Source organism: Enterobacter quasiroggenkampii, from assembly GCF_043972695.1.
Lineage (GTDB): Bacteria > Pseudomonadota > Gammaproteobacteria > Enterobacterales > Enterobacteriaceae > Enterobacter > Enterobacter quasiroggenkampii.
In genome coordinates this window covers 2,678,028-2,703,083 of the sequence record NZ_CP143745.1, presented here as the reverse complement: position 1 = coordinate 2,703,083, position 25,056 = coordinate 2,678,028, and the positions used below count along the sequence as shown (strand labels likewise).

Genomic DNA, 25,056 nt, shown 5'->3' with positions numbered 1-25,056 from the left:
ATCTCTACACAGAGAAAAGGAGCTACAGATGAAACGGTTACCCTGGATTACCGCCCTGCTGTTAATGAGTGCCTCAACGGTCGCGCTGGCGGCACCGGATTCCTGCGAGCGCGTGAAAAGCGACATTCAGCAGAAGATTATCAACAACGGCGTGCCTGAATCAGGGTTTACGCTGAGCATTGTGCCGAACGACCAGGCCGACCAGGCGGGCACGCAGGTGGTGGGCCACTGCGCCAACGACACCTTCAAAATTTTATACACCCGCACAGGCAGTGGTGCGGCAGCTGAAGCTCAGTAATTGACCCTCAATCCCCTTTGATTTGATGAGGATTAATATTTAATACCCCCAAATAAGTAACACTCACCCCATCATTAGCCCGGATATCATTTCGGGAAAAATAATACGCAATTATAATGATGGGGTGAGCCATGTCCGATATTGAACATCACGGCGGAATTAGCCGTCGAACTCTCGTGAAATCTACGGCGATAGGTTCTCTGGCGCTTGCCGCTGGTGGGATCTCGCTGCCTTTTGGTTTAAAAAGCGCCGCCGCGGCGGTGAAGCACGCCGTCCAGCCGCCTGAAGATACCGTGGTGTGGGGCGCCTGCTCGGTCAACTGCGGCAGCCGCTGTGCGCTGCGTCTGCACGTGCGTGACAACGAAGTGTATTGGGTCGAAACGGATAACACCGGTGAGGATATTTACGGTAACCATCAGGTGCGCGCCTGCCTGCGCGGACGTTCTATTCGCCGTCGCATCAATCACCCTGACCGTCTGAACTACCCGATGAAGCGCGTGGGCAAACGCGGCGAAGGTAAGTTCGAACGCATCACCTGGGATGAAGCGCTCGACACGATCGCCGCCAGTCTGAAAGACGTGGTGGCCGACTACGGCAACGAAGCGGTGTATATCAACTACTCCTCCGGGATTGTCGGGGGCAATATCACCCGCTCCTCCCCTTACGCTTCGCTGGTGGCGCGTCTGATGAACTGCTACGGCGGTTTCCTGAGCCACTACGGTACCTACAGCACGGCGCAAATTGCCTGCGCGATGCCCTACACCTACGGCAGTAACGACGGCAACAGCACCTCGGACATCGAAAACACCAAACTGGTGGTCATGTTCGGCAATAACCCGGCAGAAACGCGCATGAGCGGCGGCGGGATTACGTACTATCTGGAACAGGCCCGCGAGCGGTCCAACGCGCGCATGATTGTTATCGACCCGCGCTACACCGACACGGCAGCCGGACGTGAAGATGAGTGGATCCCGATCCGTCCGGGTACCGATGCCGCGCTGGTAGCGGGTATTGCCTGGGTGTTAATCGACGAAAACCTGGTCGACCAGCCGTTCCTCGACAAATACTGCGTCGGCTATGACGAAAAAACGCTGCCGGAAGGCGCGCCCGCTAACGCTCACTACAAAGCGTATATTCTCGGCCAGGGTGATGACCACACGGCGAAAACGCCGGAGTGGGCCTCACGCATCACCGGCATTCCGGCGGATCGCATCGTTAAGCTTGCCCGCGAAATCGGCTCCGCGAAGCCGGCCTACATCTGTCAGGGCTGGGGACCACAGCGCCAGGCAAACGGCGAGCTGACCTCCCGCGCCATCGCCATGCTGCCTATTCTGACTGGGAACGTGGGGATCAACGGCGGGAACAGCGGCGCGCGTGAGTCCACCTACACCATCACCATCGAACGTATGCCGCTGCCGGATAACCCGGTCAAAACGCAAATTTCCTGCTTCAGCTGGACGGACGCTATCACCCGCGGTCCGGAGATGACCGCCCTGCGCGACGGCGTGCGCGGCAAGGATAAGCTGGACGTGCCGATTAAGTTCATCTGGAACTACGCGGGCAATACCCTCATCAACCAGCACTCCGATATCAATAAAACCCACGATATCCTGCAGGATGAAAGCAAGTGCGAGATGATTGTGGTCATCGATAACTTCATGACGTCGTCAGCGAAGTATGCCGATATCGTGTTGCCAGACCTGATGACCGTCGAACAGGAAGACATCATTCCTAACGATTATGCGGGTAACATGGGCTACCTGATATTCCTTCAACCCGTGACCGCGCCGAAATTTGAACGCAAGCCCATCTACTGGATCATGAGCGCAGTGGCGAAACGCCTCGGGCCGGATATCCATCAGAAATTCACCGAAGGACGGACGCAGGAACAGTGGCTGCAGTATCTGTATGCAAAAATGCTCGAAAAAGACCCTCATCTGCCGTCCTATGACGAGCTAAAAAAAATGGGTATTTACAAGCGTAAAGATCCGAACGGCCATTTTGTGGCCTATAAAAAATTCCGCGAAAACCCGGAAGCCAACCCGCTGAAAACGCCATCGGGTAAGATTGAAATATACTCCAGCAAGCTGGCGGAGATTGCGGCCACCTGGGAGCTGGAAAAAGATGAGACCATCAGTCCGCTGCCCGTCTACGCATCAACCTTCGACGGCTGGGATGCGCCCGAGCGCGCGCAGTTCCCGCTGCAGCTGTTTGGTTTCCACTTTAAGGCCCGCACCCACTCGAGCTACGGTAACGTTGACGTGCTGAAAGCCGCCTGTCGCCAGGAGGTCTGGCTTAATCCTGTCGATGCTGAAAAACGCGGCATTAAGAACGGCGATACGGTGCGCGTCTTTAACGACCGCGGCGAGGTACGAATTGAAGCAAAAGTGACGCCGCGCATCATGCCCGGCGTGAGCGCTATGGGCCAGGGTGCCTGGCACGACGCCAATATGAGTGGCGATCGCATCGATCACGGCTCCTGCATCAACACCCTCACCACCCACCGCCCTTCACCGCTGGCAAAAGGCAACCCGCAGCACACCAATCTGGTGCAGATCGAGAAGGTGTAGCGGGTGAATGGCGTGGTCGTGGTTTATTCTATGGTTTGTATTATCGGTTAACACAGTCGCGCGGACACTCTCCGCGCGAACAAGGAAGATGTAATGAAAGACGTCTCACATCGTGAATCGTTCGCGTTCAGCGCCCGGGTGCTGGGCGCGCTGTTTTATTTCTCGCCAGACAGCGAGCAGGCCGCGCCGCTGGTGCAGGCCCTCACCGCAGGGGATTGGGTTCAGGACTGGCCCCTGCCGTCGGAAACGCTGCAGCCTGTAGCTGACACCTTTGCCGCGTCTGCCGATGAGCCGCTGAAGGACGCCTGGCAACGGCTGTTTGTTGGCCCTTACGCCCTGCCCGCGCCACCGTGGGGCTCCGTCTGGCTTGACCGCGAATCCGTACTGTTCGGCGACTCGACCCTCGCTCTGCGCCAGTGGATGCGGGAGAACGCTATCGCATTTGAAATGCAGCTGAATGAACCGGAAGATCACTTCGGGACTTTGCTGCTGCTCGCGGCCTGGCTGGCTGAGAACGGCCGCGATGCGGAGTGCGCTCAACTTCTGGCGTGGCACCTGCTGCCGTGGAGCACCCGCTTCCTGTCCGTGTTTGTCGACAACGCCGGACATCCGTTTTATACCGCGCTCGGTAAGCTTGCGCAGCTGACACTCGCGGACTGGCGATCCGGGCTCCTTATTCCGGTTGCGGAAAAAACGCTGTATCGCTAAGGGGTGTGGCTTGCTCGCGGATAGCGAGCAAGCTACGGTCAAAAGAGGAAGCTTAAAAAATTTAACTCGAAACAGGAGGCATATTGAATTTAATAATATAAAATAGCTTTTCCTGGTAAGGTCAACACTTTCGTTTGATACATACAAAACAAAACCATGACTAAAAATTATTCTTTCGAAGATAAACGCAAGAAATTACTTGTTACAGCCGTGATATTCAGCGTTTTAGGTGGATGGTTCTGGTATATGTCATGGGCATCTGGCATCTCCCATAATACTATATTAAAAAAATCCGCTCCTGAATGGATGACATATATTTCACTTGGCGTTTTGATTGGAACAATTTTTGTTATGCGCGCTTTTTACCTGCGCACTTTTAACAAAACATTAGAATATATTGCCAGTGCTTTTTTTAGCGGCTTTTGCCTTGGGTTTGTATTGAGCTTAAATTGCTATGATATTTATGTCTATCTCTTCCCGGACAAAATAATTGGCTATGAATCTGAATATGAGGTTGTCTTTCCGGGGCCTTCGAGAGGTAAGTATGGCCATTGTGAAGCGGGTCTCTGGTTAAAAGATCAGAACACCAACAGATGGATTCAGCTTTGTACAAACAAAGAATATCTGCACATCCACCGTAAGCAGGGAATGACTGGGGTGTGGGTAACGGCTCGTGTGAATAATATTGGAAGTTACATTGTGAATTATGAGTTTATTTATTTGTAGGCACGACCCTATCTATTTTTGTTCCGGCAAAAATGAATGGTACTCAAGGTCCGCTCCTTGCTTATAGCCGTCAGCCTGATACGTCGCACCACAGATTGCGCATTCACAGCGGAGAAACCGGCTATGGGCAGGGTCATCTCAAAATCGAATCAGGGTAAATTTCATTCATACCCCCACATTTAGTGGTGGATACGTGACGACTGTTCATCTATTCTGCTTTTTCAGCGAGCAAGCCGGAGTCATTTTTAGTGGATAATCCCATATTTCTGAAAACTATCATTATCTTTATTCTCATCCTGTGGGTAATAGACGTAGTCAGGAGAAAGAAAAAAAAGCGTTATGACTCCGCTATAGCAGAGGCTAATGCCAGAGAACGCTATGAATGGCGCTATCTCAGATGGAGTTGGCAGGCAATACGAGTGGCGGCGGCAGTGTATATCTTTGTTCAGCTGATTCAGTTTTTACTGAGATAGATGGCAGAAGAAGGTAAGACAGGCTAGGAACACCTCACTGTCCAGGCCAACTGTAGTTGCGCCTCGGTGGTAGAAAGTGTGAGGGTTCCCTGCCTGCCAGTAGCATGCGTTACAAGCCTTTAACCAGTATTTGGTTATGTATCACTGACTGATTCCCCCTCACTCGCACTCTCTTTACTTTGAATGAAGCGAAGTGCCAGGTAGAGGTCTGGCGCCAGAATCATGTCATCATCATTCATTGTTGGCCGACTGTCTTTAAACCAGCGTGTTAATTCCGTTTTCCTGCCCGCAAGGATTAATTTAATCTGTCGGCCTTTCAGGTCACGCTTTAACTCATTAATGGTTGCCAGGACGCTGATGTCTGAATAGGTGAAGCAGGCAACGGCATCAATGACCACCCATTTAGGTTGTATGGCTGCCCCATCAACCAGGTTCAATACCCGACGTTTAAAATAAGCCACATTAAAATAGGTCAACGGTGAGTTAAATCGATACATCAGCACGCCCGGGACCATTTTAATATCGGTGGTATTCCCTAACGAATGAATCATTCCATCTTCGTCAGTGCCCAGCAGGTGCTCAGAGGGACGAAATACTGTACGAAGGAATTGTAACAACCCAAGCAACACCGCAAGGCCAATCCCCTGGATAACGCCGATAATTAAAACACAGCCAAACGTGAAGAAGGCCAGGCGAAAGGCCTGTTTATTTCTGCGTCTCAGGTTCCATAGTCCACGTAAATCGATTAATGACCATGATGCATACATTAGAACAATACCTAACGCAGATACCGGAATGTATTGTAATGGCTGAGTGAAAAACAGCACGACGATACCGATGATCAAGGCGGCGACCACGGAAACCAGTTGGCTTTTTCCCCCAACCGAATCATTCACCGCGGTCCGGGAATCGGCGCCACTGATAGCAAACCCCTGAGATAACCCCGACATAATGTTCGCAATACCCAGCGCACGGAACTCTGCATCCGCATTAATTTCGTAGCCATTTTTCGCGGCAAAACTGCGGGCGGTCAGCATCAGACTGACAAAACTGACCAACGCCAGGTTCAGCGCCGGGATCACCAAATCACGCATCGGCCCCGGCTGGAACGCCCCCCAGTGAACGACCGGTAAACCAGGCTGGAAGCCATCTCCCCCTATCGTGGCAATACCGTACTGTTGCGCAGAGGTCACCCATACCAGTGCCGTTGTTATTACAATGGCGATTAAAGGTGCTGGCCACTGGCTGCGATACGTTTTGATCACCATTAAAATAATTAACGTAAAAAGGGATATTCCTACGGTTAATAAATGGCTATCTGAAAGTCGACCTGGCAAGGCGATTATTTTTTCAATAACCTGCGCCTCATCAAGCTTGATCCCCAATACCTTGCCTAATTGCCCGACAATAATCGTCACGGCTACGCCATTAAGTAATCCGGTAAGAATGGGATGAGAAAGCAGATCCGCGAGCGCGCCCAGGCGAAATTTACTTGCAAGGAGGCACCACCCGCCCATCATCAATGTCATGATGATCGTCAGCTGCCAGTGCAGTTCGGGATTCCCGGCAGAAAGCGGAAATACGACGGCCGCAATCACCGCACAGGTTGTGGCATCAGGGCCCACAATAAGCTGGCGTGAAGAGCCAAACAGTGCGTAAGCTATCATTGGTAAAACGCAGGAATAGAGCCCTACAATTGCCCCCACACCCGCCAACTCAGCGTAAGCAATCGCAACAGGGAGCGCGACAGCCGCAACGGATAACCCCGCTTTAACATCATGTTTTAGCCAGCTTTTATCGTAGGCCAACAAATTTTGTAGCCCTGGCATGTAGTTCAACAATAGCTTTCCGAACACGTTATTCTCCGGACATGAATATTACCCACGAAATGTTGCCACACTTTAAAGTGAGGTTCTGGCTTTCAAATGCTCCGGAGGGAGGCCCCGCCGCTCAGGTCCTGTAAATACTTAACAATTTTATTATTCTGACTGGTGTTAAACATAGTTCAAAAACGAACGGTTAGTCGGAGGTGGAACCGGCAGCAAGGTCACCGACGTTGTAACCCGTTATTGGTAGTTGAAAAGAGGCCAGGAAATACGGAAGAATATTTAAACATTACTGAAGCTAAAATGGATTGCGGGGTAAGAGATGGGAATGTCTCAAGCAGTAAAGAAAATCGCTGTGGTGGCTATAGTGGTGAACCTGTCCCCTGGATAGAGTAACTGACAACATTTCCTGGGCTGACATGAGTGCCGCTGACACCCGCTATGAGAGCGATTGCAAACTTCCGCTCCTCGATCCAAACTGACCTACTATTTCTGCAATGTCAGTTTTGTGCCAGGGGCGGACATTAAGAACAAGAGTCTTAGTTGGTCAACGGGGAGCAGGTCAGCGGTTGTTGTCAATGCCAGGCTTCAAAGTTTTAAATATTGCATTCATAATGGTAGGGACTCTACACATGAAAAAACAATTGTTACTGCTTATATTGCTCGTCACTTCCCAATCGTGGGCAAATCAATCCTCCCTTGGGGAGCAAGCTAAACAAATGGCTGAAGCAGCATGTCTATACCAATACAATGTTATCTACTCTCGCTTTACTTTGGGTTTTTCTGAGGAAAAAGCAATTCAAGTATCTTCTCAAATACTAACTAATTATTTGGAGAGTCATAAAGAAAATTCAGGGGACTTTTTTCTTTCCTCGATTCGTAGAAGCACAATCGCACAATTACGGGAGTTAGAAGTAAATAAAGCGGCAGTGCAGCAACTAAAAACTCCCCCATCAGATTTTAAAGATAATTTTTTATCCTCTTGTAATGCAATAAAAAAAGAGCAATTGGAAACTATGCATGTTTTTGGTTAAATCCACCATACATGCTGATGAGCTTATTTTTCGGCCATCGCATTTGTTACTTTTAGCCGGCCCTCATAGCATATTTCGCGGCGCTTCAGGCGGTCCGTTGCAAGCCAAAAGCAGACGTTGATAACGTTGAGATATGTTAATTTATGGGGATCAGGTCAACACATAAAAGGAGAAGAAGATGCAAATCAAGTTTGGGGTGTTGTTACTCGTGGTGCTTGTGCCATTGACATCGACTGCAGCAAAAGGGAGTTTTGTTTTTTCGGTCGGTAATGAGAAAACTTCGTTTGACTCTGGATGTGTAAAGTCAATTGATTATGTAGAGAAGGATGAGACAGGAGCAGAGAATTTAGTCTTTAGATTCTCCGATGAATGTGGCAAAAGGTTGTCGGACATGACCCGACAGAATATCGGAAAGCATATGACCGTCACCTACGATGATAATAAAATTACTTCCGCCATGATTGCCTCGCGCCTGAGCACCAGTTTCAGAATATCCACAAAAGACATACCAAGAATAATATTAATGCAAATACTTAATGATTATGATGGTGTTCGTGATTAACCAGAAAAAAGCGGCAAATAATAATTTATTTGGCTATGTAAAAGTCATTCATAAATACTATTTCCGCTCTTCGCTCAGAGCGGATATCGATCTTCGAGTCGATCCGCGCCGTGACACGATCGGATCTTTCTATGGCTATTGCGTGTCAAAAAATTGAGCGCATGCCGCATCAGCATATCATATCTATAAGTCAATTTCTCTATCTGCAACATAAATCACACCTTTCACTTCATTTGGCAATGTTTCATATTTCAATGGTGTTTTTGGTTGCGAAATTAATTTATACCCATCTTGTTCATAGTTGTAGCTGAACAATCCTTTACTTGACATCTCAACAAATGAGCGCAGATAGCAAGAACGTTCATTTTCATTTGAAAAAGCAGGCAGATTGCCTTCTATCACATAGACCTCTGACAAGGGTTCCAATGAGTAAATATAATCAAGAATAAAATTATAGTCCTCGACAGATGACTTGATCCTTTCAGGAATCGGCCCCTGACCTGCTGTTGCAAAATGCGCTAAGTACCCTTCCTGGCTGGATAAAAACCAGTCCAGATCATATTCTAAAAAGTCATCGTCCATTTTCGTCATTTTTTAACACCAAATATCTTTGTTCATTTCTTACACCGTAGAATCACATCGCCACTACCTGACCAGATGCGATGACCTACCCCCGGTAGATTATCACATGCTAGTGTTAGTCCTGCATCTGATACAGAATGGATTAAAGGACCGTTTTTCGCTCACTGCGAACCTTAAGCTCAGTCAGATCGTCCGCATCGAGCCAGAGGCGGACTGTACCAGCCGTGTACTGAATTGAGATGACTCGCATGGAACTGTCTGACAAGGTCCGCGTTGTCTGCACCGAAAGCGAACATTTTCCCGTTCCCGTGACGCAAGATCTCAACTTTCCGTATGTATGCTAAAATTTGTACAGCTGCAGGCCAAAAATTAGTTCTTATAAATTCAGTACGTTAGCCAAAGTGAGCGAATATGGATAATATTCCACATAAGCAGACAGCACGTAAAAGATACCCCGCATGGCTGTGGTGCGGAATTTTTTATCTGGTTACATGGAATTGCTCTGCAGATGAAATAAATCTGTATTCTATAAACACGGGCTCATACGTTTATCATCTGACAAATAATCACGGACAATACACGGAGAACTTTGAAAACAAGTTTATATCCGTGGAGAGGAAATTTTCGGATACATCGAAATATAGTGTTGTGCTAGGCACAATGAAAAACAGCTTTAATGACAGATGTCTGGCTGCCGGCGTAAGAAGAGACTGGGCTGGGTGGAATAACGGTTGGGTTTTTAAGGGAATCTATGGATATGTAGGCGAATTTTTCTTTGATACATTCGATGATTGTGGCGACCATGGTTCATACCATGATTTTAAAAAAGTAACCGGGATAGGATTTTCCCCCTACATATATCACGGATTCCAGTATAATTTTACGTCTTATTTTGGCATGGATGTGGGTATTATCATCCCTTCCGTGTTTGTCATCACAGCACAATGGAGCTTTAGATAAATCCGTCAACCACGTGTGCTGTAATTGTCAGCAAGAGGTTCCGCCCCGCCATCTAAACCGGAGCGGCTTATATACGGCTCAAGACCACCAGCCGCCGCAACCCACAATTAAAAACTGTACGTCACCTTCAAACTCCCCGTAGGCGACGTTTTGCGTTGCACAATCGGACTATCACCCGCATCCCCCGTCAGCTGCGTCACGCCCGCTGAGGCAAGCACGCTCCAGCGAGAGGTGAGCTTGTGGGTCCAGTCCAGGTTCATCGACCAGGCATAAACCCCGGCCCCGGCGTCATGTCGGGCAAAGCCCGATGCGGCCGACTGGGCGGCGTTGACCCCGTAATACGTCTGCATATACTTGTCGGATCCCCAACTGCCGGTCAGCGCCAGCGTCACCGCATTTGTTGGTGAGGTATAGAGCGGGCTGCTCAAGCCGAAATGCACCGCCTCTCCGTTGTCTCTCTCAGACACCGGAACCTCAGCCTGCAGCTGCAGATTCAGCCAGTCGGTCACCTTGTACCCCAGCCCGGGCACGATGATTGCCGAGCCTTTAATCTCTCCCATCCCTCGCAGCTCGTCGCTACCGGAGCTGATCGAATCGCTGCTCACGTCTTTATCTTTACGGCCAACTCGATAGCTCAGCGCTGCGCTGTAATCCAGGTTGCCAACGTTGTTACCGTAACCGATCCCTCGCGTGGTGCCGATAAAGAAGCCATTTGCCATGGAATAATCCACTACCTGAGCCGCTGAGACGCGGGTTTTATCTGAACCCGAGTAGCGCGGCCCCACATCCACGCCGCCCCCCAGGGTTAAGACGTTACCCTGGCGCTGTTCTTCCGCCAGTACAGGCGTAGCCAGTAACGCCAGAACGACGCCCGGCACGAGGGTTTTCAGGCAGCGGTCCGAAAGTAAATGAGGGAACGTATGACGCAGTTCGATATTTCTCATTAAGGAAGTCCTTATGGATTCAAATGATGACGATGCAGGCGGTTAAACGCCGGAACGCCCATTTTGAAGAGTGACCCTAAGGTTCTTATGAGCCGAAAATGAAGAAACACTGAAGCGCGGGCAGGTGCTGTCATCCGGACAGATTTCCTGCTACCGTTTTTTTCTTAAGTTATTCTTCATTCACGGTTGATACCGTTACCAATGTGAAAATTCTACTTATCGAAGACGACCTGGATCTCGGCAATGGCGTACGTATCGCCCTCTCAGATCAAGGATTTGACGTCATATGGGTTCGCCGTAAAGAGGATGCGTTGCATCAGCTTGACGTCTGCGTGCCGGAACTTATTTTGCTCGACCTGGGGCTGCCCGATGGCGATGGCATGAGCCTGATGACGCGTTTGCGTCAGCAACTCAAGGGGATCCCCGTCATCATCCTGACGGCGCGAGGGACGCTGCAGGATCGCCTGTGCGGGCTGGATGCCGGCGCGGACGACTATCTCGTCAAACCCTTTATTCTCGCCGAGCTGCTGGCGAGAGTGCGAGCCCTTGCACGGCGCAGCTACGGTTTTGAAAATGAGGCGATAGAAATTCGTGGGCTATCCCTTCATGTCCCGACGCGCCGCGTGACGGTGAGTGCGCGGCATATCGATTTAACGGCCAGTGAATACGCGCTGCTGGAAACGTTGATGCTGCGCGCGGACCGCGTGCTGACCCGGCGGTTTCTGGAAGAAAGGATATTCGGCAACAAAGAGAACATCAGCAACGCGCTCGACGTGCATATGGGAAATTTACGGCGAAAAATCGGCGACGGCTATGTGCGAACGGTCCGGGGCGTCGGGTACGTTATTGATACCGTCTCAATACAGAAGGTGACCGGTTAATGCAAAACGTCTGGTATCACCTGAGGCGTCCGACGCTGGTACGGCGAATTATCATCGCCCAGATGCTGCTGCTTACCCTGCTGTGGTGTCTTTTTTTAACCTTTATTCTGTGGGAGGACCTGCGTAGCCCCCCTATCCTCACGGGCAGTAAAACGTACGAAACCGTTTTTACCCTGGCTGAGCGTATGGACGGACGCCCGCAGGATCGTACCGCCGTGCTGGAGACCTTCAGCAAGGCGCTGCGTGAAGGTTACGGCGGAGGGGAAGATCCCGTGCTATCGATTAACCTCATCGTTCGCAAAAATAATGCCGTTATTTTTGCCTCCGACGGTGCGCCCGCAGGGATAACAAACACCCGGTTCGGCGAACTGGAGCATGTTCAAAGTGGTGATCGAACCTGGACCAGCCGCACCCTCAAATCCCCGCACTCCGACGTGGAGGTTACCCTTTTCACCCCAGCCAGCGGCTGGAACTTCTTTATCTATCTGAACTCACGCGGGTACTACATCCTGCCGCTGCTGGTCTGCTTCCCTTTTCTGCTGTTTCCCGCGTGGCTGTCAATACGCATTGCGATGCGTCCCTGGAATAAGGTGGTCAATGAGATTACGTTACGCACGCCGGACGATCTCTCCCCGTTAAAAGCCGTACCGAAGCACAGAGAGCTTCGCCAGATGGTGGACGCGATCAATGACTTTCTTGCCAGGGTGCGTGAAAGCGCGGAAAGGGAGCGTGTTTTCATCGCGGATGCCGCGCACGAGCTGCGTACGCCCCTCGCGGCGATGCGCATCAACGTGGAAGCGCTGCAGTCCTGGGTCATCAGCGAAAGCCAGCAGGAGCTGCTTGCCGGCGTGATCCGCAGCAACAGCCGCGCCGCGCGTCTCGTCAATCAGCTGCTGCTGATGATGCACAGCGAAGCGCGTATTGATACGGCCATGGAGCCCGTGCCGCTGACGACGCTCATCCAGGCACGTATGGCCGAGCTGGAGCCCTTAGCGTCTGCGCGGAGGATCGAGCTGGAATTCTTTGCGGAGGATGAAGTGTGGATCTCAGGCGTCAGGGAACGCCTGGTGTCGCTGATTGATAATCTCATTGAGAATGCCGTGAAGTACAGCCCCGAGGGCGGGCGGATTCAGGTCGACGTGCGTGCAGGCGATCGCGTCGTTCAGCTGCGCGTCTCCGATGCGGGCCCGGGTATTCCGGTCGAGCTGCAGGAGCGCGTGTTCGACCGCTTTTTCCGCGATCCCAATCAGGTGCAAAGCGGCAGCGGCCTGGGGCTTGCCATCGTCAAAGCGGTGGCGCAGCAACACAACAGCAGCGTAAATCTGAGTACCTCTGCAGAAGGTGGCCTCCTGGTGACGGTTGACTTCCCGAACCGCACGTTTAGCTAAAGCAGAACAGGGGGTTTGATCGCAAATGCCGCAGATTGCTTCAAAATAATTACCGTATTTGTTATATTGTTGTTTATTGCTTATTCACCTCTGCGGTGCCAAAAAGAACAAGATTCACCGCAACCCAGGACAGAGAAATGTTAGATTACCGCTTCCCGACAGCTTTGCAGATGGTTCTCAGCGTAGCGATGGCGGAGCAATTGGGTGAACGTTCAACGAGTGCGATTCTGGCCTATGGCCTGGAAGCGAACCCGAGCTTCATCCGCAAATTGATGGTTCCGCTGACGCGAGACGGCATTATCGTCTCAACGCTTGGCCGTAACGGCTCCATTCATCTTGGTCGCCCGCCGGAAGAGATCACCCTGCGCGACATCTATCTGTCGGTCATCGAAGATAAAAAGCTGTGGGCGTCGCGCCCTGACGTACCGGCTCGCTGCGTGGTCAGCGCTAACGCGTGCTGGTACTTTAAATCAATTTCCGAAGAGGCCGAGCAGGCGTCGTTAGCGGTACTGGCCCGCCATACCGTAGCAAGTGCCCTGGAAGCGGTGAAAAACGCCGACAGCAGCGGCTGGGATCCGCTCCCCGACCTCATCGCCCAGTATCAAAAAACGTCTTAACGTTTTACCTGATGCAAAAAAAAACCGCCTTCACAGTGAAGGCGGTTTTTTATTATCAGCAACGTCCTTAAGCGGGCAGCACGTCCCTTTCCTCTTTCTTCCCACGCGTGACGAACTTACGCAGCGTCACGTAGAACACCGGCGTCAGGAACAGACCAAACAGCGTCACCCCCAGCATACCGGAGAATACCGTGATCCCGGTGACGCCACGTACTTCTGCGCCCGCGCCGTGGCCGAGGATCAGCGGAATGGTCCCGGCAATAAAGGCGATGGAGGTCATCACAATCGGGCGTAAACGCAGGCGGCACGCTTCCAGCGCGGCCTCCATGATGCCTTTACCCTGAATTTCCAGCTCGCGAGCAAACTCCACGATAAGAATGGCGTTTTTACAGGCCAGCCCCATCAGCACCACCAGCCCCACCTGCACGAAGACGTTGTTATCGCCCCCGGTCAGCCAGACGCCAAACAGTGCGGAGAGCATGGTCATCGGCACGATGAGGATCACTGCCAGCGGCAGCGTCCAGCTTTCATACAGCGCCGCCAGAACCAGGAATGCCAGCAGCACCGCGACCGGGAAGACGATCAGCGCCGTGTTGCCCTGGGTGGCCTGCTGGAAGCTCAGATCCGTCCATTCGATGTTCATCCCGTTCGGCAGGATCTGCTTAGACATCGCGTCCAGCTGCGTCATCGCCTGCGCTGATGAGAGCACGCGCGGGTCGGCATCGCCAATCAGGTCCGCCGCCGGGTAGCCGTTGTAGCGGATCACCGGATCCGGCCCGTAGGTGGTCGTGATGTTTACCATACTGCCAATCGGCACCATTTCGCCCTGGCTGTTACGGGTGCGCAGATTCGCAATATCTTCCACGCTGTCGCGGAACTGCCCGTCCGCCTGCGCCATCACGCGCCAGGTACGTCCGAACTGGTTGAAGTCATTGACGTACGACGAGCCCAGATAGGTTTGCAGCGTCCCGAAGAGATCGGTCAGCGACACGCCCTGCGCTTTCGCCTTATCGCGGTCAACCTGCACGTCCAGCTGCGGCACGTTAGCCTGGTAGGTTGAGATCGGGAAATGCATCCCCGGCGTCTGCATAATTGCACCGGACATGGTGTTCACCGCATTTTGCAGCGCGCCATATCCCAGACCACCGCGGTCCTGGATGTACAGGGAATAGCCCGACCCCTGACCCAGCCCTAAAATCGGCGGCGGCAGGATGGAGAAGCCAAAGCCCTGCTGGATTTGCGCGATTTTCGCGTTAATCTCGGCATTAATTTCCGCCGCGGAATGTTTACGCTGGTCGAACGGCTTCAGACCGAAGAAGACCGTCCCGGTATTCGGCGTGTTGGTGAACTGCAGCGCATTCAGTCCCGGAAACGCGACCGCATAGTCCACGCCTTCGGTATTCATCCCGATTTCGCTCATTTTGCGGATCACCGCATCGGTGCGGGCCAGCGAAGAGCCTTCCGGCATTTTCACGCCGCCGATCAGGTAAAGCTTGTCCTGCGTCGGAATAAACCCGCCGGGCACCGCTTTAAACATGACGCCTGCGGCACAGAGCAGCAGCAGATAAACCACGAATACCGCCCCGCGTCGTCCCAGCGTTTTGCCCACCAGCCCCTGATAGCCGTTTGAGCTGCGGAGGAAGAAGCGGTTAAACGGACGGAAAATCCAGCCGAAGAGACGATCGATAAGCCGGGTCGGGAAATCTTTCGGCGCGCCGTGCGGCTTTAACAGCAGTGCCGCCAGCGCCGGAGAGAGCGTCAGCGAGTTAATCGCTGAAATCACCGTAGATATCGCGATCGTCACCGCAAACTGCTTGTAGAACTGGCCGGTAACGCCCGACAGAAACGCCATCGGCACAAACACCGCGCACAGCACCAGCGCAATCGCGATAATCGGCCCGGACACTTCACGCATCGCCTGGTGCGCAGCCGCAAGCGGCGCAAGCCCCTCTTCGATGTTTCGCTCGACGTTTTCCACCACCACGATGGCGTCGTCCACCACGATACCGATGGCCAGCACCAGCCCGAACAGGCTAAGGGTATTCAGCGAGAAGCCCAGCAGGTAGAGAATGCTGAAGGTACCCACCACCGACACCGGCACCGCGATCAGCGGAATGATCGACGCGCGCCAGGTTTGCAGGAACAGAATGACCACCAGCACGACCAGCACCACGGCTTCCAGCAGCGTCTGCACCACCGCACGGATCGAATCACGCACGAAGACCGTCGGATCGTAAGGTGCCGCCCACTTCATGTCTGCCGGGAAGCGCGTGGACAGTTCGTCCATTTTCGCGCGCACCGCGTTAGACAGGTCGATAGCGTTCGCCCCGGGTGACTGGAAGATACCAATCCCGACTGCGTCTTTATTGTTCAGCTGGGAACGCAGCGCATAGCTCCCGGAGCCCATTTCAATCCGCGCCACGTCGCGCAGGCGGACGACCGTACCATCCTGCGTTGTTTTCAGGACAATATTGCCAAACTCTTCTTCGGTATGCAGGCGGCCCTGGGCGTTAATGGAGATCAGGAAATCACTCTCTTTCGGCAGCGGCTCGGCGCCAAGCTGACCGGCGGAGACCTGTACGTTTTGCTCCTGCATCGCCGTGACCACGTCCGAGGCGGTCAGACCGCGCGCCGCCACTTTATTTGGGTCCAGCCAGACGCGCATCGCGTACTCGCCGGAGCCGAAAATCTGGATCTGGCCGACGCCGGGCAGGCGCGCCAGCTCATCCTTCACCTTCAGCGTGGCGTAGTTGCGCATATACAGCGAGTCGTACTTACCGTTTGGCGAAAACAGATGCACCACCAGCGTCAGCGTCGGGGACTGTTTCTGGGTGGTAATGCCCAGACGCCGCACGTCCTCCGGCAGACGCGCCTCGGCCTGCGCGACGCGGTTCTGCACCTGAACCTGCGCCTGATCGGGGTCAGTTCCCGGACGGAAGGTCACGGTAGTCACCAGCACGCCGTCCGAACCCGCGACGGATTTCATGTACATCATGTTCTCAACGCCGTTGATCGCCTCTTCCAGCGGCGTCGCCACGGTCTCAGCAATCACTTTCGGGTTGGCGCCCGGGTACTCCGCGCGCACCTGCACGCTTGGCGGCACGACATCAGGGTATTCGCTCACCGGCAGCAGCGGGATGGCGATTAACCCTGTGATAAAAATCAGAATCGACAGGACGGCAGCAAAGATCGGCCTGTCGATGAAAAAACGGGAAAAGTCCATGGGTTGGATTCTCAGGTCAAGGGATCAGTTGAGGGCGCTGGTGGCGGTCATGGCAACGGTTTTGGCGTTAACCGGCATACCCGGCATAAACACTTTCTGTAAACCCTCGACGATGACTTTGTCGCCAGGGTTCAGCCCCTGCCGCACAATGCGTAAACCGTCTGCCAGACGTCCCGGCGTAATGTCGCGACGCTGCGCTTTCCCCTCTTTATCCACGATATAGACGTATTTTCGATCCTGATCGGTCAGCACCGCCTTGTCGTCGATAAGCGTGGCTTTGAACTCCGCGCTGCCCGGCAGGCGTACGCGGGCAAACAGTCCCGGCGTGAACTGACGCTGTGAGTTATCCAGCAGCGCGCGCATGCGGATGGTCCCGGTGCTCGGCGTGAGCTGGTTATCCAGAAAATCCACTTTGCCCTGATGGGGATAGCCCTCCTCGCCCGTCAGGCCAATCTCAACCGGCAGCGCCGTGTGATTGCTGGTCGCCCCCTGCCCGCTGCGGGCCAGGTTTTGATAGTGAAGGTAGGTTGACTCGTCCACGTCAAAGTAGACGTACACCGTCTTCTGCGAGACCAGCGTGGTGAGGACGCTGGCAGTGTCGCCCGCAGTCACCAGGTTCCCGCTGGTGATCAGCGCCCGGCTGGCGCGACCATCGATAGGCGCGGTCACTTTGGTAAAGTCCAGGTTGAGCTGGGCTGCGTCAACCGCCGCCTGCGCGGCGCGAATGTCGGCCTGCGCCTGAACGGCAGCCGAACGTCGCTGCTCCCACTCTTCCCGTGAGACCAGATGGGTATTGATCAGCTTATCGGTACGGTTAGCCTCACTTTGCGCCAGGCTGGCCTGCGTTTTGGCTCTCGCCAGGTTCGCCTGCGCCTGTTCCAGCGCAGCGCGATAGGTACGATCATCAATGGTGAACAGCACCTCGCCCTTCTTCACTTCCTGACCGTCGGTGTAATTCACCTTATCAATGTAGCCGGACACGCGCGGGCGCAGCTGAACGCTCTCCACCGCTTCAATCCGACCGTTAAAGCTATCCCACTGGCTAATCGATTTCACCACCACGTCAGCGGCACTCACGGCAGGCGCAGGTGGCGCGGCATTTTGCGCGACGCTGTTATCGCATCCGACGAGCAGCACCGAGAGCAACATGGCCCCCAGCGCGCTCAGATGAGAATTACCCCAGGTTTTTTGCAGGCTCATTATTTTTATTCCGATAATTGTCGCCACCGGGCAAGACGCAGCAGGAGGCACCGCGCCACTTCCTTTGTCCGGGGGCTGTCTTAAGGCCATTTGTGTCGTTCATCGCCACAAAACTGTAACAGTTGCGAATACACTATTCGCGGCGATTGTAGGAAGGCGCTTAACTAAGTGCAAGAATAATTGTTGCACTTTATGTGCTATTTGAGTGGATGTGAAAAGACCCGTTTCGGTCAGGGATTTAAATGCAACAATAAAACTTGCAATTACTGCAAAAACGCGCCACCTTTAAATGCAACAGACAAAGATACTTTTTCATCCGCTGCGTGGGGGTAACCAGATGAACACTGGCGCATTTATGCATGATTTACTCGACTGGATCGACAACAACTTGGACAGCCGACTGGACATTGAGACCGTCGCCAGGCGTTCCGGCTACTCGAAATGGCACCTCCAGCGCCTGTTCAAAGAGCATACGGGCTATCCCCTCGCCGGGTATATTCGCGCGCAAAAGCTGCAAAAATCGGTTGAGCGGTTATCCCACAGCGATGAACCGATTCTGAACGTGGCGATCGCGCTGGGCTTTGACTCCCAGCAGTCCTTCAACCGCAGCTTTAAGCGTCAGTATGGTCAGGCGCCTGGGGCATGGCGACGGAGTATGAGTGGCCCGGAAACACAGCAGCTTCGCCAGTAATGCATATTTTGCTGCAACATCGATCTGTTGCTGCTATACTGTATATAAATACAGTATAACGAGGTGCACGATGGCTGTTGAAACAAAATTTGTTGTCGTAAGAAAAGGTGAAGAGAAAATGACATTTGCCAGTAAGAAAGAGGCTGACGCTCACGACAAGCTGCTCGATATGGCCGATGCGTTCACCGACTGGCTGTTGCAAAGCGGAATGCAGATGGATGAAACGCAGGCTGAAAATCTTGGCCTGTATCTCGCCGAGCAGAAAGAGACCGTGCAGCATATTCTGCGTACCAGCAAGCTTCCCGATCTCACTGCTCCAGCTGTAGCGGATAAAACAGAATCCGACGCGGCTGACGCCAAAAAAATCAGGGCTGTGAAAGCGGCCTGATTGCCAGAAAATCATCACCGTTCTGGAAGCCGTAAGCAGATAACTGCTTACGGCTTTTTGGCTGTCTGTAGTACTCTCCTGCTGATTGATGTTAACGATACCATCGTTCCAAAGCAGGAGATGATGCACTTACATAAAAAAATAGTACGTTAATCAACCTTTCGGGAAGATGACGTGGGTTCAGTCCTTTTAATATAATTTAGAAATATTCATTTTTGTGATTAGAAATCCATACGAGGCTTGAGTCACGATAGTCGTCGTTAGTGGATGCTATCAGCGAGCATTTATCTGCATTACCATCAGCGGTGTAAGCACAGCTTTGCTTCACCATGAAAGTGATGTCCTCTCTTTTCGACACTAATTCTGAGTCAAGGAATTGCGCACTCCCGGATGGGTAAACGATGCGTTCATCTTTTGGATCTTTGTAGTTTATTATGCGAACGGGGAATTGGCTGTTGTGATATTCATATCGCTCTACAACTTCGCCCGTATCTTTGTCCATTATTTTTTCCAGCAAGCCACGTATATTATAACTGAGTAAGTAATTACCTTTTTCATTCTCAAGCTCAGTAATTTCGCAGCGCTTATTTATTTTCCCGGTAATACGCTGGCCTTTAAGTGACGTCAGTAATCCATCTTTATTGACCAAATGAAACTCTCGATCATTTGCCTTGTCAACCATGTTGATACTCGTAAAGCATCCGCTGCGATCATATCTAACTTCTGTCATAACCTGAAGTTTACCTGTAACATCCCGCATCCACTGGAGGCTATGTTTTACGTTCCCGGTTGTTGCATCATGATCGAATAAAAGAGCAGCATTTAAGACCGCCGGTTTGAATTGAGTAAATGCCGCGACATCAAATGATAACGTCAATAATAATAGATTTAAAAAAACACCTGCTTTCATAAGTCATCCCTTTATTAATAAAATAGTCTTCAACGATGATGTGAATTCGCGCTCTTATATTTTACGAATAATCAAAGCGTTTCCATGCCACCCGTTAAGTGTCTGCTTTTTGTTCTAGTCAATCGATACAAGAGTCCCTCATTTTTTGTGAGCACTCGCTTTCCGACGGATCTCAATCATCCTGATATACATATCACGCAACTCCTTATTCTGCTTGATTACCATTTCTTTGGGCAAGGATTCTCTCTCATGATTCCATTCATCAACGACACCCTGGCACGCCAGATAAGCGTCATTAACAATATTTTCAGCTGGAATCATCGTGTTGATATAGGGAAAGGTATGTTTGTTCAGGCATACAGAGACAGGTGGGCCATAATCATGTTCTTCGGCATGTAAGGTAATAGCAATAAGGAGGATAAACAATGTTAGAAATCTCAACTTCTTTTTCCCCTGATAAATACTGTTTCGTCAAATGACTGTCTTCCGGGGAGTTATCGACTTTGTGCAAAAAATCTTTAGTTACCCAAGGAAGTTATTATCCTGCTGTAGTGACTGCTGACACAAAACCTGACAGATGCAGGTTTTAATGACTTGATATCAGTTTAGAAATCACCCCGTTGAGCTCACAATTCATAGCAGGCGTAACCTTAAAACTATCCGCTTCTATGCTAAACCTTCCAATCACAAAACCTGGTAGCTATACAAACACGCCAGACTGTTACGTTAATACACGTTCCCCCCACCAACGAGGGATCGCGCATGACCCCACATCCGCTACACCAGATCATCAAATCCTGCGATCGCGCCATCACCACCAAAAACTATGACGCGCTGATGGAATACTACGCCGAAGACGCGGCTCTGGTCGTTAAGCCCGGCATGACGGTTAAAGGCAAAGAAAACATCCGCAACGCGTTTATTGCCATCTCGGATTATTTCCAGGACCAATTGATTGTGGAACAAGGAGAGATGCAGGTGATCGAAGGCGGTGACAATGCCCTCGTTATCATGGAAACCGTTCTGCGTTTTCCTGATGGTCAGGGTGGAATAACGGAAATGTCGCGCCGCGCGACCTATGTTTTTCGGCTGGAAAGCGACGATCGCTGGCTTTGTACTATCGACAACTCCTACGGTACGTCGCTTCTGGATACCGGGAACCGATCGCGTTAATCACGGCTTCAAAGGGGCGCTGCCGCCCCTCCACGCCAGCCCCTTAATGCGCAGTAATGCGCGGCTCCTTTACAAACTCAGCCAGCAGCCACACCATATCGTGCAGCAGGCCCGTCAGCTCTTTCGCTACGTGAGCGGGTAGCGTTCCACCCATAACTGCTTGCGTCAGCGCCAGAACATAGTCCACCTGCGTTAAGGTGTCCTGCCAGCAGTCGGGCACGCAGGAGTTGGTTTTCTCACCCATGATCAACTGTTCAATCAGGTATGGCGGAAGATCGACATCACAGAGTTCACGCAGCCTGCGCAGAGCCTGAAGGAGACGCTCGCACAGCGCTGTACGGCTCGCGATATCATCGGTTTCGACCAGCACGCTCACCAGCGCGGCGCAGTTGTCGGCGACGTCAAAGAGATCGGCATCAGCCGGAAGCGGCCGGGAGATACGTTGCAGAATGACGTTTTCGTCAGACGGGAGATAAGTCAAGGTTGGGATAGTCGCCATACAAGGCTTCCTTCTATATGGAGTTTATTTAACCACCCTTTGAGTTCCTACGCTCGGGGGGTAGCGCTGACAGAGGTAGGAATACCGCCCATATAGAAAACGGCCAGCCTTACGGCTGCTCCGTCAGCGCCACCGTTATTGTAACGAGATCGGCACTGCTGCGACATACGTAATGTCACTATATGGTTGACGGGTTCCTACGCCCGATTGCAGATGTGCCGCAACGCAGGCACTTTACGACCGCGCCCCGTAGAGGAAAAGACATAACGCTGAATTTCATAAGGTTACTTTGCGGTTTGCGAGACGCCTTCCAGAATGACAACGCTGCCCTAAATTTTAAGGGTATCAATCACCGCTCTCGCTGGGCTTTGACTCCCGGCAGTCCTTCAACCGCAGCTTTAAGCGTCAGTATGGTCAGGCGCCTGGGGCATGGCGGCTAAGTACTGGCTGTCGTGAAACGTTAACCGAACGTTTTTAGGGTCAACGAACTTACCGTCGGCGGTAACATAGGCGCAATTCACCACTTCTCCACTTTCTTTGTCTGTTAACGCAATATGCGGTGCGTCGTGCAGTATGTTTTTATGACCCCACTCCATCAAAGAGAAAAGAATCGGCGCAAGGCTGCGGCTTTTGGCGGTGAGAACATACTCATACCGTTCACGCGCCCCTTCTTCCTGATAAGGGATTTTGCAAAGCAGGCCGAGTTCAGTCATATTTTTTAACCGGTTCGCCAGCGTCTGCCTGGTGATTTTTGTATGATCACGTATTGTTTCAAAGCGTGTTACCCCATAAAACGCCTCTCTCAGAATCAACAAAACCCATTGATCGCCAAGAAGCTCAGCGGCCGCCGCTAACCCACAAAGCTCAGGTAATAAGTACGGTAATGATTTATTTTTTGACATCTCTTCGTTTGCCTCGTAACCTGAGTATGATTTAAAGACTCAGTTATTTAAGGAGAATACAATGCCCTTCGTAAATGTGCAAACCATTAAAGGAATTATGAATTCGGAGCAAAAAAAAGAACTGCTACGTCGTATGACTGACCTTATTGTTGAAATTGAGGGAAACGGCGATCCTGAATTCCGGCGTTCAGTATGGATCCGTATTGACGAGCATGAACCGGAACAGTGGAGTCTTGGGGGAATACAGCCCACATCTAAAATGATTGCTGCAAAATTTGCCTCACCACAGCGGTCCTGATTTATTTTTAGTCATAGCTCACCGGCGGGCAGTTTGAATGTCCGCTCTCGTGATGTTATGCAGCCCTAAATTTTCAGCGTATCGATCACAGCCCTCAGGGCAGGCGACACGTTGCGGTGCGGATAATAGAGATACAACCCGTCCATGCGCAGGCTATAGCGCTGCAACACCCGGATAAGCGTTCCGCGCTCCAGATCGTCAGCCACCAGCTCCACCGGAACATAGGCCAGCCCAAGCCCCAGCCGGGCGGCCTCGGCTTCCATGTAGCTGTCAGACAGCGCCCATTGCCCCTCTGGCCGATGGGTGATTTTTTTCCCGTCGTGCACCAGTTCCCACTGATAGTCACTACCGTCGGCAAACTGGTAGGCAATGCAGGGATGAGCCACTAAATCGGCTGGCGTCTGCGGAAAACCGTAGCGTCTGAAGTGTTCCGGGGCAGCCACCGCGGCCATTTCCATATCAGGCGTGATACGCACTGCAATCATTCCCTGCCCCACTTCCGGCCCCAGTCTGACACCCGCATCGAACCGCTCGGCGATAATGTCGACGAAGCGGCTTTCATTCATCAGTTCCAGCCTGATGTCCGGGTAACGCTGTTTAAAAATGGCGAGCTTTGGCAGCAGACACTTATCGATAGCGTGCTGGCTGGCATTAATGCGCACCGTGCCGGACGGCGTCTGACGATAGTGTGCCAGGGTCGCCAGACCCGTATCGAGCGTATCGAATGCAGACTCGGCGGTCTGATAAAGCTGTTCCCCGGCATGGGTGAGCGAGAGCTTGCGCGTGGTGCGGACCAGAAGTTGAACGCCCAATCGCTCTTCCAGCGCGCGAACCGAGCGGCTGATCCCGGATTGCGCCAGCCCAAGCCGAAGCGCGGCCGCCGTGAAGCTCCCCTCCCGTACCACCTGCATGAACAGGTACAGCTCATTATAGTTTTCCCGTTTCGCCATCATCCCCACCCATTTATAACAATATGATATGAATCCTAGCAGCTTTAACCCTCTAATCAGCACTATTTCTGCTAACTATAATGACCGCAACACAACAACCCAGGGTTCATTTCTATGAAAACATTTACCCAAAAACTGTCCGTTGCGATGCTGCTATGTGCATCATTAAGTGGAGTGACAACAATGAGTTATGCAGAAACCACCAACCCAAACGCGCCTGTTTCGATGGTGAGCACATGGGATAAAACCTTCGCCGAAAGTGACAAAGTCGATCACCGTAAAGTGTCCTTCCAGAACCGATACGGGATCACTTTGGTAGGCGATCTGTATCTTCCCAAAAACCGCGGCGACCGCAAGCTGGCGGCGATTGCGGTCAGCGGGCCATTTGGCGCAGTCAAAGAGCAGTCCAGCGGCCTGTATGCGCAAACCCTGGCAGAAAATGGGTTTGTGACCCTGGCGTTCGATCCGTCCTATACGGGCGAAAGCGGTGGCCAGCCGCGCAACGTAGCGTCTCCGGATATCAACACCGAAGACTTTAGCGCGGCGGTGGACTTCCTCGGGTTGCAGAAAGAAGTTGATCGTAACCGCATTGGTATTCTCGGCATCTGCGGCTGGGGCGGTATGGCGCTCAACGCAGCATCCATGGACACCCGCGTGAAGGCGGTCGCCACCAGCGTGATGTATGACATGAGCCGGGCGATGGGCCACGGCGTGGGCGACGGGAAAGATCGCTATTCAACGTCTGACCGCCGTGCCGTTCTGCAGTATCTGAACGCACAGCGCTGGAAAGATGCTGAGAACGGTACCTTCGCGCACGGCGGCCATGACATTTATGTCGATGAGAACGGCAAGGTGACGGCAGCTGAACGTATTCTGCCGGAGGCGTTACCTGACAACCCGAATCCGGTACTCAAAGAGTTCTTTGACTACTACCGTATGCCGCGCGGCTTCCATGCGCGATCCGTCAACTCAACCGGCGCGTGGACCGCGACCACGCCATTATCATTTATGAATATGCCGCTGCTGAGCTACGGCGGGGAAATTACTATCCCAACGCTTATCGTAACCGGTGAAAAGGCACACTCCCGCTACTTTGCTGAAGATGCGTTTAAAGCGGTCGGCAGCAAGCAGAAGGAACTGGTGATTGTTCCGGGCGCAAACCATGTCGATCTCTACGATAATGCTGCCGGGAAGATCCCCTTCGGCCAGTTTGAGCAGTTCTTCAAAACCAACCTGAAATAAATCTCTACGCC

26 protein-coding genes are annotated in these 25,056 nt (G+C 52.3%); 16 read left to right on the top strand and 10 right to left on the bottom strand.

Translation table 11 applies throughout. The features are described from left to right. The first annotated feature begins 28 nt into the window (after nt 1–28). The 5 genes from V1572_RS12950 (at nt 29) to V1572_RS12930 (ending at nt 4,775) form a co-directional block, all read left to right on the top strand. Nucleotides 29–298 (top strand): DUF1161 domain-containing protein, encoded by a 270-nt coding sequence (locus V1572_RS12950; RefSeq protein ID WP_048030665.1) that lies wholly within the window; start codon nt 29–31, stop codon nt 296–298. A gap of 131 nt (nt 299–429) precedes the next feature. Next, the gene (ynfE, locus tag V1572_RS12945) at nt 430–2,868 is read left to right on the top strand and encodes a selenate/tellurate reductase subunit YnfE (protein WP_395299176.1); all 2,439 of its coding nucleotides are present in this window, start codon (nt 430–432) and stop codon (nt 2,866–2,868) included. Between the two features lie 93 nt (nt 2,869–2,961). Continuing rightward, nucleotides 2,962–3,576 carry a Tat proofreading chaperone DmsD gene (gene dmsD, locus V1572_RS12940; RefSeq protein WP_111966766.1) on the top strand — a complete coding sequence of 205 codons (615 nt, stop codon included), beginning with the start codon at nt 2,962–2,964 and terminating at the stop codon, nt 3,574–3,576. A gap of 156 nt (nt 3,577–3,732) precedes the next feature. Beyond that, nucleotides 3,733–4,302 carry a hypothetical protein gene (locus tag V1572_RS12935; protein ID WP_395299175.1) on the top strand — a complete coding sequence of 190 codons (570 nt, stop codon included), beginning with the start codon at nt 3,733–3,735 and terminating at the stop codon, nt 4,300–4,302. A gap of 248 nt (nt 4,303–4,550) precedes the next feature. Beyond that, nucleotides 4,551–4,775: a hypothetical protein gene (locus V1572_RS12930; RefSeq protein ID WP_069719325.1), complete on the top strand. Its 225-nt coding sequence runs from the start codon at nt 4,551–4,553 to the stop codon at nt 4,773–4,775. A gap of 134 nt (nt 4,776–4,909) precedes the next feature. Here V1572_RS12930 and V1572_RS12925 read toward each other — a convergent pair whose 3' ends face one another. Further along, nucleotides 4,910–6,631: a SulP family inorganic anion transporter gene (locus V1572_RS12925; protein WP_262796172.1), complete on the bottom strand. Its 1,722-nt coding sequence runs from the start codon at nt 6,629–6,631 to the stop codon at nt 4,910–4,912. Nucleotides 6,632–7,233: 602 nt separating this feature from the next. On the opposite strand from V1572_RS12925, the gene V1572_RS12920 reads away from it, so the two are divergent. Beyond that, nucleotides 7,234–7,635 carry a hypothetical protein gene (locus V1572_RS12920; protein WP_395299174.1) on the top strand — a complete coding sequence of 134 codons (402 nt, stop codon included), beginning with the start codon at nt 7,234–7,236 and terminating at the stop codon, nt 7,633–7,635. A 178-nt stretch (nt 7,636–7,813) separates the two neighbouring features. Then, a complete protein-coding gene (locus tag V1572_RS12915; RefSeq protein ID WP_069719327.1) occupies nt 7,814–8,197 on the top strand; it encodes a SecDF P1 head subdomain-containing protein in 384 nt (127 codons plus the stop codon). 183 nt (nt 8,198–8,380) lie between these two features. On the opposite strand, the gene V1572_RS12910 is transcribed toward V1572_RS12915, so the two are convergent. Then, nucleotides 8,381–8,788 (bottom strand): hypothetical protein, encoded by a 408-nt coding sequence (locus V1572_RS12910; protein WP_284961528.1) that lies wholly within the window; start codon nt 8,786–8,788, stop codon nt 8,381–8,383. 402 nt (nt 8,789–9,190) lie between these two features. On the opposite strand from V1572_RS12910, the gene V1572_RS12905 reads away from it, so the two are divergent. Next, nucleotides 9,191–9,739 carry a hypothetical protein gene (locus V1572_RS12905; protein WP_239516612.1) on the top strand — a complete coding sequence of 183 codons (549 nt, stop codon included), beginning with the start codon at nt 9,191–9,193 and terminating at the stop codon, nt 9,737–9,739. A gap of 107 nt (nt 9,740–9,846) precedes the next feature. On the opposite strand, the gene V1572_RS12900 is transcribed toward V1572_RS12905, so the two are convergent. Next, nucleotides 9,847–10,683: a MipA/OmpV family protein gene (locus V1572_RS12900; RefSeq protein WP_163342368.1), complete on the bottom strand. Its 837-nt coding sequence runs from the start codon at nt 10,681–10,683 to the stop codon at nt 9,847–9,849. A 203-nt stretch (nt 10,684–10,886) separates the two neighbouring features. On the opposite strand from V1572_RS12900, the gene V1572_RS12895 reads away from it, so the two are divergent. From V1572_RS12895 to V1572_RS12885, 3 genes are all read left to right on the top strand, one after another. Then, nucleotides 10,887–11,564 carry a response regulator gene (locus V1572_RS12895; protein ID WP_395299173.1) on the top strand — a complete coding sequence of 226 codons (678 nt, stop codon included), beginning with the start codon at nt 10,887–10,889 and terminating at the stop codon, nt 11,562–11,564. Further along, a complete protein-coding gene (locus V1572_RS12890) occupies nt 11,564–12,952 on the top strand; it encodes a sensor histidine kinase (protein WP_395299172.1) in 1,389 nt (462 codons plus the stop codon). Before V1572_RS12895 ends, V1572_RS12890 begins: the two co-directional genes overlap by 1 nt. Before the next feature lie 137 nt (nt 12,953–13,089). Continuing rightward, a complete protein-coding gene (locus V1572_RS12885; protein ID WP_025760257.1) occupies nt 13,090–13,569 on the top strand; it encodes an RrF2 family transcriptional regulator in 480 nt (159 codons plus the stop codon). Between the two features lie 67 nt (nt 13,570–13,636). On the opposite strand, the gene oqxB is transcribed toward V1572_RS12885, so the two are convergent. Both oqxB and V1572_RS12875 read right to left on the bottom strand, forming a co-directional pair. Continuing rightward, on the bottom strand, nt 13,637–16,792 hold the full coding sequence (gene oqxB / locus V1572_RS12880; RefSeq protein WP_021241210.1) for a multidrug efflux RND transporter permease subunit OqxB: 3,156 nt from the start codon (nt 16,790–16,792) through the stop codon (nt 13,637–13,639). Between the two features lie 24 nt (nt 16,793–16,816). Then, entirely contained in the window at nt 16,817–17,992 is a 1,176-nt protein-coding gene (locus V1572_RS12875; protein WP_045910401.1) for an efflux RND transporter periplasmic adaptor subunit, read from the bottom strand. A 337-nt stretch (nt 17,993–18,329) separates the two neighbouring features. On the opposite strand from V1572_RS12875, the gene V1572_RS12870 reads away from it, so the two are divergent. Both V1572_RS12870 and V1572_RS12865 read left to right on the top strand, forming a co-directional pair. Continuing rightward, a complete protein-coding gene (locus tag V1572_RS12870) occupies nt 18,330–18,683 on the top strand; it encodes a helix-turn-helix domain-containing protein (RefSeq protein ID WP_045910400.1) in 354 nt (117 codons plus the stop codon). Nucleotides 18,684–18,753: 70 nt separating this feature from the next. Further along, the gene (locus tag V1572_RS12865; protein WP_024909116.1) at nt 18,754–19,071 is read left to right on the top strand and encodes a YebG family protein; all 318 of its coding nucleotides are present in this window, start codon (nt 18,754–18,756) and stop codon (nt 19,069–19,071) included. 199 nt (nt 19,072–19,270) lie between these two features. Here the strand turns inward: V1572_RS12865 and V1572_RS12860 are convergent, their stop codons facing one another. Both V1572_RS12860 and V1572_RS12855 read right to left on the bottom strand, forming a co-directional pair. After that, complete coding sequence (locus V1572_RS12860; RefSeq protein WP_262801775.1) at nt 19,271–19,981, bottom strand: YnfC family lipoprotein; 711 nt, start codon at nt 19,979–19,981, stop codon at nt 19,271–19,273. 138 nt (nt 19,982–20,119) lie between these two features. After that, nucleotides 20,120–20,422 carry a hypothetical protein gene (locus V1572_RS12855; RefSeq protein WP_262801776.1) on the bottom strand — a complete coding sequence of 101 codons (303 nt, stop codon included), beginning with the start codon at nt 20,420–20,422 and terminating at the stop codon, nt 20,120–20,122. A 321-nt stretch (nt 20,423–20,743) separates the two neighbouring features. Here V1572_RS12855 and V1572_RS12850 point away from each other — a divergent pair, with 321 nt between their 5' ends. Beyond that, complete coding sequence (locus V1572_RS12850) at nt 20,744–21,154, top strand: YybH family protein (RefSeq protein WP_262801777.1); 411 nt, start codon at nt 20,744–20,746, stop codon at nt 21,152–21,154. A gap of 43 nt (nt 21,155–21,197) precedes the next feature. On the opposite strand, the gene V1572_RS12845 is transcribed toward V1572_RS12850, so the two are convergent. Together V1572_RS12845 and V1572_RS12840 are read right to left on the bottom strand one after the other, a co-directional pair. Next, nucleotides 21,198–21,653, bottom strand: a complete 456-nt coding sequence (locus tag V1572_RS12845) for a hypothetical protein (protein WP_262821995.1) — start codon at nt 21,651–21,653, stop codon at nt 21,198–21,200. A 398-nt stretch (nt 21,654–22,051) separates the two neighbouring features. Next, the gene (locus V1572_RS12840; RefSeq protein ID WP_395299171.1) at nt 22,052–22,555 is read right to left on the bottom strand and encodes a winged helix-turn-helix transcriptional regulator; all 504 of its coding nucleotides are present in this window, start codon (nt 22,553–22,555) and stop codon (nt 22,052–22,054) included. Between the two features lie 61 nt (nt 22,556–22,616). Here V1572_RS12840 and V1572_RS12835 point away from each other — a divergent pair, with 61 nt between their 5' ends. Continuing rightward, the gene (locus V1572_RS12835; protein ID WP_395299170.1) at nt 22,617–22,853 is read left to right on the top strand and encodes a 4-oxalocrotonate tautomerase family protein; all 237 of its coding nucleotides are present in this window, start codon (nt 22,617–22,619) and stop codon (nt 22,851–22,853) included. A gap of 65 nt (nt 22,854–22,918) precedes the next feature. On the opposite strand, the gene V1572_RS12830 is transcribed toward V1572_RS12835, so the two are convergent. Then, on the bottom strand, nt 22,919–23,803 hold the full coding sequence (locus tag V1572_RS12830; RefSeq protein ID WP_395299990.1) for a LysR family transcriptional regulator: 885 nt from the start codon (nt 23,801–23,803) through the stop codon (nt 22,919–22,921). Between the two features lie 114 nt (nt 23,804–23,917). Here V1572_RS12830 and V1572_RS12825 point away from each other — a divergent pair, with 114 nt between their 5' ends. Continuing rightward, nucleotides 23,918–25,045, top strand: a complete 1,128-nt coding sequence (locus tag V1572_RS12825; RefSeq protein WP_234082494.1) for an alpha/beta hydrolase — start codon at nt 23,918–23,920, stop codon at nt 25,043–25,045. Nucleotides 25,046–25,056 lie beyond the last annotated feature (11 nt).